The sequence below is a fragment of the Halopseudomonas sp. genome (genome assembly GCF_047631575.1).
Taxonomy (GTDB): Bacteria; Pseudomonadota; Gammaproteobacteria; order Pseudomonadales; family Pseudomonadaceae; genus Halopseudomonas.
The window spans coordinates 18,246-35,296 of record NZ_JBLIAB010000005.1 but is presented as its reverse complement, the minus strand read 5'-3'; the positions used below and the strand labels follow the sequence as shown (position 1 = coordinate 35,296).

The 17,051-nt window shown below is 54.4% G+C and carries 13 protein-coding genes; 8 read left to right on the top strand and 5 right to left on the bottom strand.

Annotated elements, in window-relative coordinates; translation table 11 throughout:
- Positions 1-22: 22 nt before the first annotated feature.
- Together ACJAXR_RS10640 and ACJAXR_RS10635 are read right to left on the bottom strand one after the other, a co-directional pair.
- Positions 23-493, bottom strand: a complete 471-nt coding sequence (locus ACJAXR_RS10640; RefSeq protein WP_415058248.1) for a MaoC family dehydratase — start codon at positions 491-493, stop codon at positions 23-25.
- Positions 480-1,442, bottom strand: coding sequence for a lysophospholipase (locus ACJAXR_RS10635; RefSeq protein ID WP_415058247.1), 963 nt, complete (start codon positions 1,440-1,442; stop codon positions 480-482). The genes ACJAXR_RS10640 and ACJAXR_RS10635 overlap by 14 nt, the downstream gene beginning before the upstream one ends.
- A gap of 194 nt (positions 1,443-1,636) precedes the next feature.
- Here ACJAXR_RS10635 and ACJAXR_RS10630 point away from each other — a divergent pair, with 194 nt between their 5' ends.
- The 7 genes from ACJAXR_RS10630 (at position 1,637) to ACJAXR_RS10600 (ending at position 14,099) form a co-directional block, all read left to right on the top strand.
- Positions 1,637-3,322 (top strand): long-chain-fatty-acid--CoA ligase, encoded by a 1,686-nt coding sequence (locus ACJAXR_RS10630; protein WP_415058246.1) that lies wholly within the window; start codon positions 1,637-1,639, stop codon positions 3,320-3,322.
- Positions 3,323-3,602: 280 nt separating this feature from the next.
- Positions 3,603-5,291, top strand: coding sequence for a long-chain-fatty-acid--CoA ligase FadD1 (gene fadD1, locus ACJAXR_RS10625; protein WP_415058245.1), 1,689 nt, complete (start codon positions 3,603-3,605; stop codon positions 5,289-5,291).
- Between the two features lie 121 nt (positions 5,292-5,412).
- The gene (gene hrpA / locus ACJAXR_RS10620) at positions 5,413-9,306 is read left to right on the top strand and encodes an ATP-dependent RNA helicase HrpA (protein ID WP_415058244.1); all 3,894 of its coding nucleotides are present in this window, start codon (positions 5,413-5,415) and stop codon (positions 9,304-9,306) included.
- 163 nt (positions 9,307-9,469) lie between these two features.
- Positions 9,470-10,591, top strand: a complete 1,122-nt coding sequence (locus tag ACJAXR_RS10615) for a beta-ketoacyl-ACP synthase III (protein ID WP_415058243.1) — start codon at positions 9,470-9,472, stop codon at positions 10,589-10,591.
- Positions 10,592-10,933: 342 nt separating this feature from the next.
- Positions 10,934-11,995 (top strand): porin, encoded by a 1,062-nt coding sequence (locus ACJAXR_RS10610; RefSeq protein WP_415058242.1) that lies wholly within the window; start codon positions 10,934-10,936, stop codon positions 11,993-11,995.
- A gap of 165 nt (positions 11,996-12,160) precedes the next feature.
- Positions 12,161-12,865, top strand: coding sequence for a DUF2057 family protein (locus ACJAXR_RS10605; RefSeq protein ID WP_415058241.1), 705 nt, complete (start codon positions 12,161-12,163; stop codon positions 12,863-12,865).
- Positions 12,866-12,974: 109 nt separating this feature from the next.
- Positions 12,975-14,099 (top strand): GNAT family N-acetyltransferase, encoded by a 1,125-nt coding sequence (locus tag ACJAXR_RS10600; protein WP_415058240.1) that lies wholly within the window; start codon positions 12,975-12,977, stop codon positions 14,097-14,099.
- A gap of 112 nt (positions 14,100-14,211) precedes the next feature.
- Here ACJAXR_RS10600 and ACJAXR_RS10595 read toward each other — a convergent pair whose 3' ends face one another.
- Both ACJAXR_RS10595 and ACJAXR_RS10590 read right to left on the bottom strand, forming a co-directional pair.
- Positions 14,212-14,778, bottom strand: a complete 567-nt coding sequence (locus ACJAXR_RS10595; RefSeq protein ID WP_415058239.1) for a peptidylprolyl isomerase — start codon at positions 14,776-14,778, stop codon at positions 14,212-14,214.
- A gap of 33 nt (positions 14,779-14,811) precedes the next feature.
- A complete protein-coding gene (locus ACJAXR_RS10590; protein WP_415058238.1) occupies positions 14,812-15,624 on the bottom strand; it encodes an alpha/beta fold hydrolase in 813 nt (270 codons plus the stop codon).
- Positions 15,625-15,801: 177 nt separating this feature from the next.
- Here ACJAXR_RS10590 and ACJAXR_RS10585 point away from each other — a divergent pair, with 177 nt between their 5' ends.
- Positions 15,802-16,125, top strand: coding sequence for a hypothetical protein (locus ACJAXR_RS10585; protein WP_415058237.1), 324 nt, complete (start codon positions 15,802-15,804; stop codon positions 16,123-16,125).
- 10 nt (positions 16,126-16,135) lie between these two features.
- On the opposite strand, the gene ACJAXR_RS10580 is transcribed toward ACJAXR_RS10585, so the two are convergent.
- A complete protein-coding gene (locus ACJAXR_RS10580; protein WP_415058236.1) occupies positions 16,136-17,023 on the bottom strand; it encodes a LysR family transcriptional regulator in 888 nt (295 codons plus the stop codon).
- Positions 17,024-17,051: the final 28 nt, after the last annotated feature.

Below are 17,051 nucleotides of genomic sequence, written 5' to 3'. Positions count from 1 at the left end.
TCCCGGTTGGATCTGACGCATTCTAGCCGATAGTCACATTTGGCAGTGTGGGACGCGCCATCGTTGTTTTTTCGGTTGGCGCCATCACCGTTGCGACACCCTCTACTACCTGTTTGTTGTCCTGATTGAAGACCCGAGTAGTAATCTTCACCCGGTTTTTCGGTAGCTTTTCGATCACCTCCAGCTCTACCCGAATCTCATCGCCCAGTCTCACTGGACGAAGAAAGCTTATTTCCTGACCGATATAGATGGTCCCAGGACCGGGTAGTTCGCAAGCGATAGCGGCTGAAATCAGGGCTCCGGTAAACATGCCATGGGCAATCCGGCCCTTGAACGGCGTAGCAGCGGCAAAGTCCTCGTCCAGATGCACCGGATTAACGTCGCCCGATACTTCTGCAAATAAAATCAGGTCCCGTTCGCTGACCAGGTGACTGACTGACGCGATGTCGCCGAGGTTGAGTTCTTCATAGGTGCGATTTTCAAGCTGTAACATCAGAAGGCTCCGAGTGTGCACAGGTGGTGTCAGGGGCCAGGCCGTTGAGCCAGGCGAGTAAATCGCCAACCACCTGCTCGCGGTTGGTTTCGTTGAAGAGTTCGTGCCGGGCGCCATCATATAATTGCACATTCACCGCTGTCAGTCCTGCGTCGTTGAGCCGCTGCTTCAGTTTGGGCAGGCCATTTCCAGCACTCACCGGATCGGCACTGCCGCCGATTATACGAATCGGCAAAGGACCTGGTATGCGTGCCAGTTGTTCGGGATCTGCGATCTGTACCAGCCCGCTGAACAGATCAAGCCAGAGGCGGGCTGTACACTCAAAGCCACACAGCGGATCATCCACATAAGCATCGACATGCGCAGGATCCCTGCTGAGCCAGTCGAATTCGGTGCGGTTGGGCTGAAATGATCGATTGAACTGACCGAAGCTCAGTTTACCCAGGGTGAGAGCGGGACTAGCCCATCCGCGCAAACGGCCTTCAATATGCGCAGCGGTAATGCCGATACGGCTCAACAGGGCAGGGTGGGCGTTACTGCCACTGAGGACGACTCCTGTCAGCCCCTCTGAACTGGCAAGCAAGTGGCTCTGCACAATATAGGAGCCCATGCTGTGCCCCAGCAAAAACACTGGCGCATGGTCCGTCAGTTCGCATAGGTGCGCACGCAACGCACCAATATCCGATGTGACTTTCCGCCATCCGTCGAGGTCAGCAAAGTGCCCCGCCTGGTCAGTGATACTCTTACCATGACCGCGCTGGTCAAGGGCGGCGACCGCATAACCTTCACGGTTAAGCTGATCGGCAAGCCAGGCGTAACGGCCCGCATGTTCAGCCATTCCGTGACTAATTAGAATCCAGCCACGAATGTGCGCGGCGTCCGGCAACCACTGGTAGAAGAAGAGTTTTTGTTGATCTGCGGCAACCAGCCAGCCGGTTTGAAAGGGCATTCTTGTTGTTCTCCCTATGCCTATACCAAATGAAACGCGGTAGCGTTTTGTGTTTTCGTTCAATGCTGGTAATTTTGAGAGTTACGCACAGACGTGAGCCAGCTGACAAGTCTGTTTGTCGGTCGGAATAATGACACAGGGATGAACGTGATTTTCATCCCATAAGACCAACACGGGGAAAGAGGACAACAATAATGGAAGCATCGTTCTGGAATGACAAACGCCCGCCCGGCGTGCCCAACGATATCGATCCTGCGCAATACAGTTCTATCATTGATGTGTTTGAACGCTCATGCAAACAATTTGCCGATCGTCCTGCCTTCACCAATATGAATACCACTATTACCTACGGTGACCTGGACAGGCTGTCTGGAGACTTTGCCGCTTACCTGCAAACCCAGACCGATTTGCAGCCAGGTGACCGTATCGCTATCCAGATGCCCAACGTGCTGCAATTTCCGGTCGCTGTCTTCGGTGCGATGCGCGCCGGGCTGGTCGTGGTCAATACCAATCCACTGTATACCGCTCGGGAAATGCGCCATCAGTTCAAGGATTCTGGCGCCAAAGCCCTAGTGTTCTTGAACATGTTCGGTCATCTGGTTGAAGAGGTAGCACCGGATACCGAGATCAAGTATCTATTTGAAGCCCGCATGGGTGACATGTTGCCGGCAGCCAAGGGCTGGCTGGTAAATACCGTAATCAAGAACGTGAAAAAGATGGTGCCCTCGTTTAATCTGCCGCAGGCAGTGTCATTCAAGGCAGCATTAAAGGCTGGCAAGGGTAAGAAGCCGACGCCCGTTCAGAAGACCCATGACGATGTGGCCGTACTGCAGTACACCGGCGGGACTACCGGTCCTTCAAAGGGTGCGATGCTGACTCATGGGAATATCGTAAGCAACATGCTGCAGGTTTACGCCAACTTGCAACAGCTTGATGATGCGGGTAACAAAATCATGGGTGAGGGTAGCGAGATCATCATCTGCCCGTTGCCGCTTTATCATATCTTCGCATTTACAGCCAATTGCATGTGCATGATGCTGGCCGGATATCACAACGTGCTGATCACCAATCCGCGTGATATCGGTGGTTTCGTCAAGGAGCTGAAGCAGTGGAAGTTCTCCTCAATGATGGGCTTGAACACCTTGTTTGTCGCACTGATGGAGCACCCGGAATTCGAAGAAATCGACTTCTCCCATCTAAAGGGCACGACCTCAGGTGGTACCGCTTTGGTCAAGGCCACAGCTGAGCGCTGGGAAAAGAAAACAAATAGCCGTATCGGCGAAGGCTATGGTCTCACTGAATGTTCGCCGGTGGTGTGCTCCAGCCCCGGTGGCGGGTTGGCACGGCTGGGTACTGTCGGTCTGCCTGTGGCGAGTACTGCCTTGAAGGTGGTGGATGAGGACGGTAATGAACTGCCGATTGGTGAGCGCGGTGAGCTCTGCGTCAAGGGTCCCCAAGTCATGAAGGGCTACTGGCAGCGCGACGACGCCACCAAGGAAAGTTTCGATGCCGAAGGTTGGTTGAAAACCGGTGACGTTGCGGTAATAGATGCCGATGGCTATGTGGCCATTGTCGATCGAATCAAGGATCTGATCATCGTTTCAGGCTTCAACGTCTACCCGAACGAAATTGAAGATGTGGTTGCGGCCCATCCCAAAGTAGCCAACGCGGCTGCCATCGGTGTGCCGGACGAAAAATCCGGTGAAGCGGTCAAGCTGTTTGTAGTTCCCAGCTCCCCGGACCTGACTATTGATGAACTGAAAGCCTATTGCCGCGCTAACTTTACGGGTTACAAGGTGCCCAGACACTACGAAATCCGTGAGTCGCTACCGATGACCCCGGTTGGCAAGATCCTGCGGCGGGAGCTGCGCGACGTCTGATTTGCTCGCGGCAATACCGCAACAAAGGTGTATTTGCAGCAGGATCCAGGCCGCCGGAATTTTCTGGTGGCCTGTTCGTTGCGGGCCCCTTCTTTTTATCTCCCGTTTGCTACTCTTCCCGCCGCGGACGGCCCGCCTGAGCTGGTCTGTACCGGTAAAAACTGCTAGTCTTTGACGACTTTTCGACCAGAAAAGCTTTTGTAGTCACCAATACAATAACGGCGACCATAGCCCCTCCGGGCCGGTACGCACTTACGAATACGCTCAGGAGCAGGCATCCATGCTTGAGAATTTCTGGAAAGACAAATATCCCGTGGGCATTCCCTCAGAGATAAATCCGGATCAGTACAGCAATATTCTAGAAGTTCTCAAACACGCCTGTGAACGCTTTACCGACAAGCCCGCGTTCAGCAACCTGGGCAAGACCATTACCTACGGTGAGTTGTATAGCCTATCGGGTCAGTTCGCTGCCTATCTGCAAAAGAACAGCGGACTGGAAGCGGGCGATCGTATCGCCATTCAGATGCCTAACGTACTGCAATACCCCATCGCGGTATTTGGTGCAATGCGTGCTGGGTATGTCGTTGTTAATACCAATCCGCTGTACACGCCCCGTGAAATGGAACACCAATTCAATGATTCCGGTGCCAAGCTGCTGATCTGCCTGGCCAATATGGCGCATCTGGCAGAGCAGGTCATACCGCGCACCGGCGTCAAGCAGGTCATCATTACGGAAGTGGCGGATATGTTGCCTCCGCTCAAGCGCCTGCTGGTCAACAGCGTGGTCAAGTATGTCAAGAAGATGGTGCCTTCCTACAACATCCCCGGCGCAGTGACGTTCAACGACGCACTTGCCAAGGGTAAAGGTCAGACATTCAAGGAAGCGTCCCCCGCGGCGCAGGATATCGCTGTACTGCAATACACAGGTGGTACCACAGGTGTAGCCAAGGGCGCGATGCTCACACATCAAAACATCGTCGCCAACATGCTCCAGGCCAAGGCCATGATGGGCTCCACGATTAAGGACGGTCAGGAGACGATCATATGTCCTTTGCCTCTATACCATATCTATGCGTTCACTTTTCACTGCATGGCAATGATGATCAGTGGTAACCACAACATTCTGATTACCAATCCGCGTGACATTCCAGCATTCGTCAAAGAACTGTCCAAGGTTCCTTTTTCGGGCTTCGTCGGACTCAACACGCTGTTCGTCGCCCTGTGCAACGATGAGGCTTTTCGCAATCTGGATTTCAGTCATTTCAAGCTGACCCTCTCTGGAGGTATGGCATTGCAGCAGGCCACAGCCGAACGCTGGAAGAAAATTACGGGTTGTGAAGTGTGTGAAGGCTTCGGTATGACGGAAACCAGCCCGCTGGCGACGGTCAACCCAATCGACAATATTCAGCTGGGTACTATTGGTATTCCGGTGCCATCAACGCTATGCAAGATAATCGATGATAATGGTCAAGAAATGGCTCTGGGTGAGCGCGGTGAGCTTTGCGTAAAAGGGCCTCAGGTGATGAAGGGCTATTGGCAGCGCCAGGAAGCTACCGACGAAGTGCTGGACGCCGACGGCTGGTTGAAAACCGGTGATATCGCCGTTATTCAGGAAGACGGCTACCTGCGTATCGTCGATCGCAAGAAGGATATGATTCTCGTATCCGGTTTCAACGTGTACCCCAATGAATTGGAAGATGTAATGGCTGCTATTCCGGGTGTAGCGCAATGCGCCGCCATTGGAGTCCCGGATGAAAAGTCCGGTGAAGCGATCAAGGTTTTCCTGGTCAAAGCGCCGGGTGCAGAGCTTAGCGAAGATCAGGTAAAAGCGCAGATGCGTGACAGCCTGACGGGCTACAAGGTGCCCAAATACGTTGAGTTCCGTGAGTCGTTGCCGACGACCAACGTAGGCAAGATTCTGCGTCGTGAACTGCGCGATGAGGAGCTCAAGAAGGCTGCCAATCAGTAAATTGCATCATCGCTGCGGTCATGACTGCAGCAAAAGGGCCCCGCCAGAGCCATGCCCTGGCGGGGTTTTTTTTCAGCACTAGTTAACCCCTCACATTATCCGGCAGGTACAGGCTCACACGATGACCGAACTTTCCGCGCTGGCAGCCGACATGGATCAGGCCATGGCTGCCGATAGCCATCGACTACAGAGGCAGTTGCAGCAATTAGGCAAACAGCCTGACCCGCAGCGTCAAGCCCGCTGGGTTGAGCAGTTCAAACGCTCTTGTGTACGTGTTCAGGCGCGTCGAGAGAGTATTCCCGCAATGCGTTTTGATGACCAACTGCCGATCGCCGAACGTCGGGAGCAGATACGCGAGGCCATCGAGGCGCATCAAGTGGTCATCGTGGCAGGCGAAACCGGCTCGGGTAAGACAACCCAGATCCCCAAGATTTGCCTCGAACTGGGTCGTGGTACCCGTGGGCTGATTGGTCATACTCAGCCACGACGACTGGCGGCGCGCAGTGTCGCCAGCCGGGTAGCGGATGAAATTGGTACGCCCTTGGGCGAGCTGGTCGGGTTTCAGGTGCGCTTTACTGATCAGAGTTCCGATACCACGCTGGTCAAGCTAATGACCGATGGCATCCTGCTGGCCGAAACCCAGAATGATCGTTTTCTGCAGCGTTATGACACGCTGATTATCGACGAGGCCCATGAGCGCAGCCTGAATATCGATTTTCTGCTCGGTTATCTCAAAACCATTCTGCCTCGGCGTCCGGACCTGAAGGTGATCATCACCTCGGCTACCATCGATCTGGAGCGGTTTTCCGCGCATTTTGATAATGCTCCGGTGATCGAGGTGTCCGGTCGGGCCTACCCAGTGGAGGTCTGGTACCGCCCGCTGAGCGCGGAGATGGATGAAGAGGGCAACCAAGTTGAGGAGGACTTAAGCATTGATCAGGGAGTCGTCGCGGCGCTGCATGAACTGGAGCGACACGAGCGTGCCAATGGTCAGTCCCCCGGCGATGCACTGGTGTTTCTCCCAGGTGAGCGCGAGATTCGTGATATGGCTGACTTCCTGCGCAAAGCCAACTTGCGGCATACCGAAATTTTGCCCTTATATGCCCGGTTGTCCGTTGCCGAACAGCAGAAAATATTTGCAACTCATGCTGGGCGGCGGGTGATTCTGGCGACCAACGTTGCCGAAACGTCGCTTACTGTACCGGGTATCGTTTATGTGATCGACCCGGGTGAGGCGCGTATCAGCCGCTACAGTCCGCGCTCGAAAGTGCAGCGACTGCCGGTGGAAGCGGTATCCCAGGCTAGCGCCAACCAGCGCAAGGGCCGGTGTGGTCGAGTTGCACCCGGTATCTGCGTACGGTTGTATGCCGAAGACGATTTCAACGCCCGTCCTGCCTTTACCGATCCGGAAATCTTGCGTACCAATCTGGCCGCAGTCATCCTGCAGATGCTGCATTTGCAACTTGGACGCATAGAGGACTTTCCGTTTATTGAGCCGCCTGAAGGTCGCGCGATAAGCGACGGCTTTACCTTGTTGCAAGAACTTGGCGCGGTAGATCGTGATGGCACCATTACCGATAACGGCCGGCAACTGGCTCGCTTGCCGGTGGATCCGCGCATTGGCCGGATGCTGCTGGAAGCAAGCCGCACCGGCAGCCTGGAAGAAATGTTGATTATTGCCAGCGGGCTGACTGTACAGGATCCTCGTGAGCGGCCGCTTGAGCGTCAGCAAGCAGCCGATCAGGCGCATCTGCAATGGCGTGAAGAAAGCTCGGACTTTGCATCGTTTATCAATCTTTGGCGTGGTTTCGAAGACCAGCGTCAGGCTTTGACGCAGGGCCAGTTGCGCAGTTGGTGTCGTCGAAACTTTCTCAATTTTTTGCGTCTGCGTGAGTGGAGGGAGACTCACCGACAGCTGGTGCTGACCTGTCGTGATCTGAAGTTCGAGCGCAACAACCAGCCGGCCTCCGATGAGGCTGTCCACAAGGCGTTGCTATCCGGGCTGCTAAGCCAGTTGGGCAACAAAACCGAGGAGGGCGATTATCTGGGTGCGCGGCAGCGTCGATTCATGTTGCACCCCTCGTCAGCGTTGGCAAAGAAAAGGCCGCCTTGGGTCATGGTGGCTGAACTCACTGAAACTCGACGTCTATATGGACGCCTGGTAGCGAAGATCGATCCGTTGTGGGTTGAACCGCTGGCGGGTCACCTAGTCAAGACTAGTTACAGTGAACCGCATTGGGAAAAGAAACGTGGGCAGGTCGTCGCCTATGAACAGATCACTTTGTACGGGCTGATCATCGTGCCGCGCCGCAAGGTGCACTACGGGCCGATTGATCCGGTAGCCTCGCGGGAAATATTCCTTCGCCAGGCGTTGGTACTCGGTGAGTGGCACGGTCGGGCCGCCTTCAATAAAGCTAACCAGCAATTGCTTGCCGAACTTGATGAGTTGGAAGCCAAGGCCCGACGGCGCGACATTCTGGTCGACGATGAAACCCTGTATGCCTATTTTGACCGCCACGTGCCGGCGCAAATCTATCAGCTAGCCAGCTTCGAGCGTTGGGTGAAAACCCAGCAGCGTGAACAGCCCCAGTTGCTGCACATGACTCGCGAGGAGTTACTCCAGCGTGAGGCGGGCGAGGTCACTGCAGAACAGTACCCCGATGCATGGCGCTGGCAGCAGGTAGCTTTGCCGTTGACCTATCATTTTGAGCCCGGACACGTTCGAGATGGTGTCACCATGCGCATACCAGCGCCGCTATTGCGGCAGATTCCGGCCGAGCGGCTGGATTGGCTGGTCCCCGGCCTCTTGTTCGATAAGTGTGTAGCCCTGGTCCGTGGGCTACCAAAATCCCTGCGGCGCAACTTCGTACCGGTTCCGGATTTTGTCCGTGCTGCACTCGAGCGCATGCCATTCGCCCAGGGCAATCTGACCCAGACTCTGGGTCGTGAATTGACCCAAATGACGGGTACTCGTATCGATGATATGGCCTGGGCTGATGTTGAACTTGAGCCCCATCTTCTGACTAATATCGAAGTGGTTGATGCCGAGGGTATAGTCATTGCCGAAGGTCGCGATCATAGTTCACTGTGCAGTCGTCTTGCCGGCCGGGCGCAGGACGAGCAGATGCCTACGCCACAATCCCTGCCGACAGAGCAGATGAGTCCTGCTGGTACTTATGCGCTCCCCGAGTCCCACGTACGCAATCAGGCAGGAATAGAGGTCACCTTCTGGCCCGCCTGGGTCGAGGAGGGAGATCAGGTGCACGAACAGCTTTTCGATACGGATAATCAGGCGCAGCAGGCTCATCGACGGGGCGTGCAACGATTGTTGCTCCGCGAATTGAACGAACAGGCCCGATTTCTACGACAGAAATGTTCGGCCATAAAGGATGCGGCGATCTATTATCGCGAACTGGGGAATCAGCAACAGCTGACCGACGATGTGCTATTGGCGTCGATTGATCGGGTATTCCTGCCGGATGACCAACCTCTCCCGCGCACACCGCAGGCTTTGGCCGCACTCATGGACCAAGGAAAGGGCGAGTGGGTCGCCGCGACCGAGAAGCTAGCGGTCGAAACCCTGGCGGTGCTTAAGGGCTGGCATGCGTTGCAAAAACGCTTCAAGGGTAAGATCGATCTGGCTCAGGCGTTGGCGTTCAACGATATAAGAGCGCAACTGGCCAAGCTTTTTTTCAAAGGGTTTATCAGGGAAGTGCCAGCTGAATGGTTGGCCCAGTATCCGCGTTATCTGCAAGCGGTCGAGCAACGACTCGACAAGCTGCCAGGGCAAGTGCAGCGCGACCGGGTGTGGACTGAAGAGTTACAGGAGCTCGTGGCTCGCTACCAGGCGCGTGAACTCAAGCATCGGCAGGAAGGGCGCCGAGACGAGACACTGCTTACCTGGCGTTGGCTCTTGGAGGAGTATCGCGTGTCGCTATTTGCCCAGCAGCTAGGCACACGCATGCCGGTATCCGCCAAGCGCCTGTCCAAAATGTGGCAAGAGATTTCTGCCTGATTGTCCTGCAGGCGGCTGCAAAGGTGACCAATGAAGTGAACTGAGCGTCAGTTTCCATTATGCTGCGTCTTTGATCCATTTTCAGCGAGCGGCCTGAATATCAGGTCGGGGTATTACCCGTCGCGCGGTAATGCGTTACCCAAAACATTAGAGAGGACCGATCGTGCAGAAAGTCGTGATCAGTGGAACAGGTTTGTACACACCCGCTCACAGCATCAGCAATGAAGAGCTGGTCGAGAGTTTCAACGCCTATGTTGGTAAATTCAACCAGGACAATGCCGAGGCTATCGGCGCGGGCCAGATGGTGGCGCTGACACCATCAAGTACCGAGTTCATCGAGAAGGCGTCTGGCATCAAAAGCCGTTATGTCATGAACAAAAGCGGCATTGTCGACATCAATCGAATGAAGCCCGATATTCCTGAGCGCAGCAATGAGGAGTGGTCGATTCTTTGTGAAATGGCCATCAAAGCCGGGACTCAGGCGCTCGAAAGGGCAGGCCGGACAGCCGCTGATATCGACGGTGTGATCGTCGCCTGTTCCAACCTGCAACGCGCCTATCCCGCCGTGGCGGTTGAAGTTCAGGAAGCGCTGGGTATCGAAGGTTTTGGCTACGATATGAACGTGGCCTGTTCCTCGGCGACTTTTGGTATTCAGGCCGCCGCCAATTCGGTGCAACTGGGCCAGGCCCGCGCTGTATTGATGGTCAATCCGGAAATCTGTACCGGACATATGAATTTCTGTGATCGCGACAGCCATTTCATCTTCGGTGATGCCTGTACCGCCGTTGTTATCGAGCGCGCTGAGGATGCCGTATCCGAGCATCAGTACGACATCATTGGTACCAAGTTGCTGACCAAGTATTCTAATAATATCCGTAACAACTTCGGTTTTCTCAACCGCGCGGATGATAGCGGCGTGGGCGCCCCCGACAAGCTATTTGTTCAGCAGGGCCGCAAGGTCTTCAAGGATGTGTGTCCGATGGTGGCACAGCTGATTGGCGAGCATCTGGAAGAGTTTTCGCTGCCAGTGGGGGACATCAAGCGTTTCTGGTTGCATCAGGCCAATCTGAATATGAACATGCTGATCGCTCGCAAGCTTCTGGGCCGTGATCCCGAGGCGCACGAGGCGCCTGTTGTGCTCGACGAGTACGCCAACACCAGTTCAGCCGGATCGATCATCGCGTTTCACAAATACCAGGACGATCTGCCCAGCGGCAGCCTGGGTGTTATCTGTTCCTTCGGCGCTGGCTACTCAATCGGCAGTGTGATTGTGCGTAAACACTGAACGTCGCTGTGCCTGGCAATGTCATCAGAGTGTCATCGCGATGCCATGTTTTTGCCATGAGAAAGGTGCATGATCAGATTGTGATGTAGGACAGACGTTGGCTACGTGGCCTGTCAGATCTGAGTACTGCTCCTTCAACCCCGTCAGTCCTGGCGGGGTTTTTTTTGTTAAGACCTTTTCGCCGTCATCTGCAGTACAGCTCACTTTCGCAAAAGTTCCCGCGTACTCAAACCTTCATCTGCTTGTAACCGTTTTGTCATCTGGGGTTTCCATAATCTCCTCAGTCGAAACAACGACGGCACGTCACTTTGAGCTGGCGTTAAAAATACTAGGAGAGTACTGATGATGAAGAAGAAGCTGCTTGCGATTGTTGTTGGGGCCGCTGCTGCCATGCCGGTCATGGCCATGGCTGAAGTGACCGTCTATGGCCGGGCCCATGTGTCCGTCGATCAACTGGACGATGGTGCTGATTATTCCGAGACCAATCTGTCCAGCAATTCTTCCCGCCTGGGCTTTAAGGGCGATCATGAAATCAACTCGAACTTAAAAGCGTTCTTTCAGATTGAGCAGGAAGTTCTCTTTGGTACCGACAACGATAGCAATCTTAACACTCGTGACACTTTTGTTGGTTTGGGAGGCAACTTCGGTGCAGTACAAATCGGCCGTTTCGACAGCCCGTTCAAAGTTGCCCGCGGTCCGGCTAACCTGTTCGGTGACCAGGTCGGCGATATGCGCAACTTGACCCGTGTCAGCAATAGCCGCTTTGACGAGCGCTATGACAACACCATTCAGTACACCACCCCGATCTTCAGCGGCTTCACCGGTAATTTGGGTTACTCAGTACATGCTGGCAGTGACGCTAGTGATGAACATGAAAGTGATTCCGTCAGCGTGTCATTGACTTACCTCGGCGGCCCGTTTGAAGCAGCCATCGCCTTTGAGAAGGCCGATGAAGAGACGCGCACATCGGCCTCCGTACCAGTTGGCGCACGGGATGGTGTACGTATTGCTGCCTCTTATAAAGTGATCGATCCTCTTAAGTTGGTAGGTTTTTACCAGTCTGTCACGCATGACAGCGACAACCTGACCCAAGCGCAGAACGATGCACTCACTGCGGATGTTTATGGTCTTGGCGCTGAATTGAAAGTGGCTTCAAACACTGCTCTCAAAGGCATGTGGCTGACTCGCGACGTTGATGTTGACAACCGCGATAGCGACATGCTGGTTGTTGGGGTAGAGCACAAGCTGGACAAGGCCGTCCGCGTCTATGCTAACTACGCAATTGTCGATAACGATGACAATATCGCTCTTACTCCTTGGGCCCAAGGTCGCTCAGCAGCTCCTAGCGGCGCCGCTGGTGAAGAGGCTTCAGGCTTGTCAGTAGGTTTGCGCTACGATTTCTGATCAGGAGTCCAGCGTTGTAAAATAAAAAGGTTGTGCCGCAAGGCACAACCTTTTTTGTCATCTTGCTGACATATTTCCATCTTATTATCGTTTCCACGTGCTTCGTCGTTGAACGGCAGAAAGCCGCGCAATTTATGCAATCTATAAGTTAATCAAGGAGTTGTAATGCGAATTCTGTTTGTATTCGTTGTTTCCTGCCTGCTGGCCGCTTGTGCACAGCAAGGGCCAGTCAAACTGTATTCGGGTGCCGAGCAGCCATCGGGGCAGGTCGTCCTGGTAGAGATTCCATACACTCTAGAAGTGCTGAATATCAATGGGCAGCCAGTACCGGAAGCCAACCGTATGACCGGTAATCAGGATCGCAAACTTGAACTGCAACCGGGCAAGTATCGAATCAATGCCTATTACGAAAACGTCTACGACATTAATGGCGGACTAAGCAGCGAAATAGTGCGCACACGCAGTGCCACTTACACTATCGATGGCAAAGCCGGTGAAGTATGGCGGCTGGAGTTCGACGCGCCAAAGAACCTGATAGAGGCAGAAGCCATGCAAGAAGACTTCGCCGGTTGGTCGTTGAACAAGCTGACAGGTGAGCGCTATGCCACTGAGCCAGGCCCGGCGTATGTATCATTGGTTGGTCAGTTGATGGGTGGCGGCAGCGCACCCACCTACGATAATGAAGTCAAACCCCTGGGCGCCACTGCGCCAGCTCCTGTATCCGCGCCCGTTGTAATGACAGCTCCCGCGCATGCCAGTGCAGCAAAAACACTGCCACACAGCGACGCTACCCTGACTACCTTGCAGCAACTGTGGATGCTTCTCGGTCCCGAGAGCCGTGAAGCGTTTCTGGAGTGGGCGCAGCAGTAAGCTCTTGAGTAAAGCAGTGTTCCAGCCCGGCTTCTAGCCGGGCTTTTTTGTTACGCATCGGATAAGCGCCACGCTGCGGTTTGATAGCGCTCTGTGGCATGCTGTTGCGATGAAAATATGCCAACTATCACGTATCCGCGATGTAAACGCCGAGCAATGGGATGCACTGCTGGGGTCCGACTATCCTTTTATGCGGCACGGCTTTCTCGACGCGCTCGAACACAGTGGGTCAGTCTGCGTGGAGCGCGGCTGGGAGCCCGCTCATCTGGTCGTGCTGGATGCTGACGATCATCTTCAGGCTGCGTTACCTTTGTACCGCAAGATGCATTCCTATGGTGAATATGTCTTTGATTTTCAGTGGGCCGAAGCCTGGGAGCGCAGCGGTCGCCACTATTATCCCAAATACCTTGCTGCAGTCCCTTTCTCCCCTGTTCAGGGTCCACGTCTGCTTGCCCGTTGCGAGCAGGGTCGAAAACTGATTCTTGAGTATCTTGATCAAGAGCTGGAACGCACAGGCATATCCGGGATGCATCTGCTGTTCAATACAGGATTGGAAGATGCCAGTTTACAAACGGCTGGCTGGGTAAAGCGATTGGGATGTCAGTTTCACTGGTTCAATCGGAGCTATCAGCACTTTGACGACTTCCTGGCGGCCTGCAACTCACGTAAACGCAAGAACTTCCGCAAGGAACGACTGTCTGTTGCGGATCAGGGCATCAGCTTTCACTGGCTGGCTGGTGAGGAGTTGAATGCAACTGTATGGGACGCCTTTTATCCGTTTTACGCTGCTACCTACCTCAAGCGTGGCCAGCATCCCTACCTTACGCCCGCCTTTTTCCATATGTTGGGCGAAGTAATGCCGGAAGCAATCAGGTTGGTGTTCGCGCGGCACGACGGCCACGATGTGGCGGGTGCATTTTTTCTTGCTGATGGGACGTCGCTCTACGGACGTTATTGGGGATGCCTGGAGGAGTACGATCGGCTGCATTTCGAGACCTGTTTCTATCAGGGTATGGAGCGATGCATTGCCGAGGGACTTGAGCGATTCGACGCTGGGGCTCAGGGCGAGCACAAGCTGATCCGTGGTTTTGAACCGGTGATAACACAGTCCTGGCATAAGCTCCAAGAGCCGTTACATGATGCCGTAGCCGATTTTCTGGTCCGCGAGCAGGAAGGGGTGAGGGCTTATCAACTGGAAGCAAAAGATAATTTGCCGTATCGCCAGACTGAGTGAGTTAACATGAAGCCGTTCATCGGGCAGGAGCTCGATGTTTCCAGAAGCTTGACGCTCCCCAAGAACGTATAGCAATGAATGAGCGCCGAGGTGATCCCGGCGCTTCGCGGCGTTACTCTTGCGCTGCTTGCACCCGCTCAACGCTTTGGATGACAACCGGATTGGTCGGTACGTTCTGATGTCCGCCAGTATTGCCTGTTGGAATCTTTGCAATGGTTTCGACTACATGCTGGCCTTCGATAACCTCAGCAAATACCGCATAGCCAAAGTCCCGGCCGCCATTATTGAGAAACTCGTTATTACCCAGGTTGATGAAGAACTGGCTAGTAGCGCTGTCAACTACCTGCGTGCGAGCCATTGCCACGGTGTAACGGTCGTTGCGCAAGCCATTATCAGCTTCGTTCTTGATCGGCTTACCGACGGCACGCTGGTCCATGTCCGGAGTGAAACCGCCGCCCTGGATCATGAAACCAGGAATCACACGGTGAAAGATCAATCCGTCGTAATGCCCGGCATCAGCGTAGCGAAGGAAGTTTTCCACACTGATGGGCGCTGCTTGTGCGTTGAGCTCCAGGGTAATGTCACCAAGGCTGGTTTTAACCAGGACCTGGGTGTTCTCTGCCAGAGCGGGTGCAGCCGCGAGCAGCATCGCGCAAGTAACGATAAAACGTTTGAGCATATTCAGTCTCCGTGAAAAAAGAGTGTGGATGATTCAGCCGGCATTTCCGGCAAGTGCAGCAGAACCCGACTGTGCCAGAAAGTCCAGCAACAGGGCATTGAATTTATCAGCCTGGTCAATGGGTGTGCCATGGCGTGAGTCTTCGATAACTTCCAATCGGGCATCACCTAGCCGACTGACGTATTCGCGCTTTTTTTCGACTGGCGTATAGTCCTTGTCTGCACTGATTACCAATACCGGGCAGATGATGCGATCCAGTTTATCGGTAACGCCCCAGCCGACCAGTGCTCGCAGAGACGCCAGATAAGCGCGCCGATCATTCTCCAACCAGCGGCTCTCAAACGTCTCGCGTATATCCTGTTGTTCGGACTTGGGGAACAAGGTTTTGGCTAAACCCTTGGCGATTGCGCTCAATGGCAAGACGTGAGCAAAGAACAGGCGCTGGGCGACCAGCAAGTATTCCCGGGGGTGGCGAGGTATCAGTTCCGGGCCACTGTTGACAATGGTCAGGCTGGCGGGCACGTCAGGTCGGTCGGTTGCTAGCTGAAAAGCAATCATGCCGCCCATGGATATACCGACAATGTGCGGCTTGCCTAGCTGCATGAAGGCGATGAATGCCAGGCAATCTTCGGCAAACGTCTTGACGCTGTATCCACCCTTCGGCTTTTCGCTTTTACCGTGACCTCGCATATCCAGACAGAGTACCCGGTAGCCGGGCAGAAGCGCTGGTAGTTGGTACTCCCAGTCACGCTCACTCGATCCCAGTCCATGAATCAGCAGAACGGGCTCGCCTTCACCCTGGTCGGTATAGTGCAGGTTGCAGCCGTTCAGTTGCAGATAGGCCATGAGTCCTTTCCTTGATGATAAATCGGATTATTGTGAAGGTAGTGAGAATGCCCTGCCAGCGTTGCTTTGTCATCGTCCGTATTAATTGTGGTGTTGTGCAAGCGTCAAGTCGAACTTTAAGTTCAGGTGGAGTCCAAAAGATAACCGGTTCCCGGGTATTCCGTTAGGAGATCTACTATGAAACAGTTACTTATCGTTGGTTTATTGGCAACGTCGATGCCACTGCTGGCGCAGCTCAGCTTCCCTGTGTATGTCGAGCTGGAGGCCCAGGGCTTGGATCTGATCAGCACCAGTACCGGCAATGTAGGTAATGTCGCCACGGTCACATTGACTAATCAGGAGTCCCGCGAGATTGGTTGTGTGGCGACTTTCGTCAACGGTCCTGAAAAGCCTGCCCCCCTTAGAGTGAGGCTGGCTGCAGGAGAAAAAACCGTACTCACCCAAGCCTTTCAGCGGGATATCATTCAGGTTCGGGCCTCTATTGAATGTAACGCCAACTGATCCTTCAATATCAGTCAGCCATCGAATGCTTTATTAGAAGATCGGCAAGTATCTGGGTAGCGGGACCCAAGGGTTTTTCCTTGTTGGCGTAAAGGTAGAGATAGTGTGACCGTCGGGCACCTTGTTGCAGTAATAGGGGTGCCAATCTTCCTTGATCCAACTCGGTAATGATCTCGTGCTCGGGCAGCCAGGCAAAGCCCAAACCATTCGCCACCAGAGTTGTAGCAGTGCCCAGGCTGGCAACTGTCCAGCGCTGTTCGGCGCCCAACCAGCCGGAGTCGATGGGATGGTGGCCTGAATCTCGGATAACGACCTGTAATTGGGTTTGCAGGTCTTCATGGTTCACCTCGCGGCTCATCTGGTGCAAGGGATGGTCTGGATGTGCGACCGCTACGAAGTCGACTGCATTGATCTGGTGGGGTAGATACCCAGCAATGCTCATACCTGAAATGGCTAGATCGGCTGAACCGCTCAACAAGCAGTCCTCAACCCCGGAGAGGACCTCCTCGCGCAACTGAACTCGGCTGCCTTGGCTCAGGGGCATAAAGGCCTTTAATGCGCTTGCCAGTCTATATGTTGGATAAGCCGCATCTACCACGAGACGAACTTCCGGTTCCCAGCCCTGATCCATGTTGAAAGCCAATCGTTCAAGCTGACCGGCCTGGTCGAGCAGATTGCGGGAGCGGCGCAGCAATACCTCCCCGGCCTTAGTCAATATTGCCTTGCGGCCGATGATTTCCAGTAGAGGCACGCCCAGTTGTTCCTGCATGCGGGCGATGGTGTAACTCACCGATGACTGGGAACGGTGCAACACATCTGCAGCCTGTGCAAAACCGCCGTGGTCGACTACAGCCTGCAGCGTTCGCCATTGTTCGAGAGTAACGCGTGGAGCTTTCATGCCTTGACTCTGATCTTCTCTTGGGAGC

Coding starts and splice junctions, on each gene's coding strand:
- ACJAXR_RS10640 (WP_415058248.1), bottom strand. CDS start 493: ATGTTACAGCTTGAAAATCGCACCTATGAAGAACTCAACCTCGGCGAC.
- ACJAXR_RS10635 (WP_415058247.1), bottom strand. CDS start 1,442: ATGCCCTTTCAAACCGGCTGGCTGGTTGCCGCAGATCAACAAAAACTC.
- ACJAXR_RS10630 (WP_415058246.1), top strand. CDS start 1,637: ATGGAAGCATCGTTCTGGAATGACAAACGCCCGCCCGGCGTGCCCAAC.
- fadD1 (WP_415058245.1), top strand. CDS start 3,603: ATGCTTGAGAATTTCTGGAAAGACAAATATCCCGTGGGCATTCCCTCA.
- hrpA (WP_415058244.1), top strand. CDS start 5,413: ATGACCGAACTTTCCGCGCTGGCAGCCGACATGGATCAGGCCATGGCT.
- ACJAXR_RS10610 (WP_415058242.1), top strand. CDS start 10,934: ATGATGAAGAAGAAGCTGCTTGCGATTGTTGTTGGGGCCGCTGCTGCC.
- ACJAXR_RS10605 (WP_415058241.1), top strand. CDS start 12,161: ATGCGAATTCTGTTTGTATTCGTTGTTTCCTGCCTGCTGGCCGCTTGT.
- ACJAXR_RS10600 (WP_415058240.1), top strand. CDS start 12,975: ATGAAAATATGCCAACTATCACGTATCCGCGATGTAAACGCCGAGCAA.
- ACJAXR_RS10595 (WP_415058239.1), bottom strand. CDS start 14,778: ATGCTCAAACGTTTTATCGTTACTTGCGCGATGCTGCTCGCGGCTGCA.
- ACJAXR_RS10590 (WP_415058238.1), bottom strand. CDS start 15,624: ATGGCCTATCTGCAACTGAACGGCTGCAACCTGCACTATACCGACCAG.
- ACJAXR_RS10585 (WP_415058237.1), top strand. CDS start 15,802: ATGAAACAGTTACTTATCGTTGGTTTATTGGCAACGTCGATGCCACTG.
- ACJAXR_RS10580 (WP_415058236.1), bottom strand. CDS start 17,023: ATGAAAGCTCCACGCGTTACTCTCGAACAATGGCGAACGCTGCAGGCT.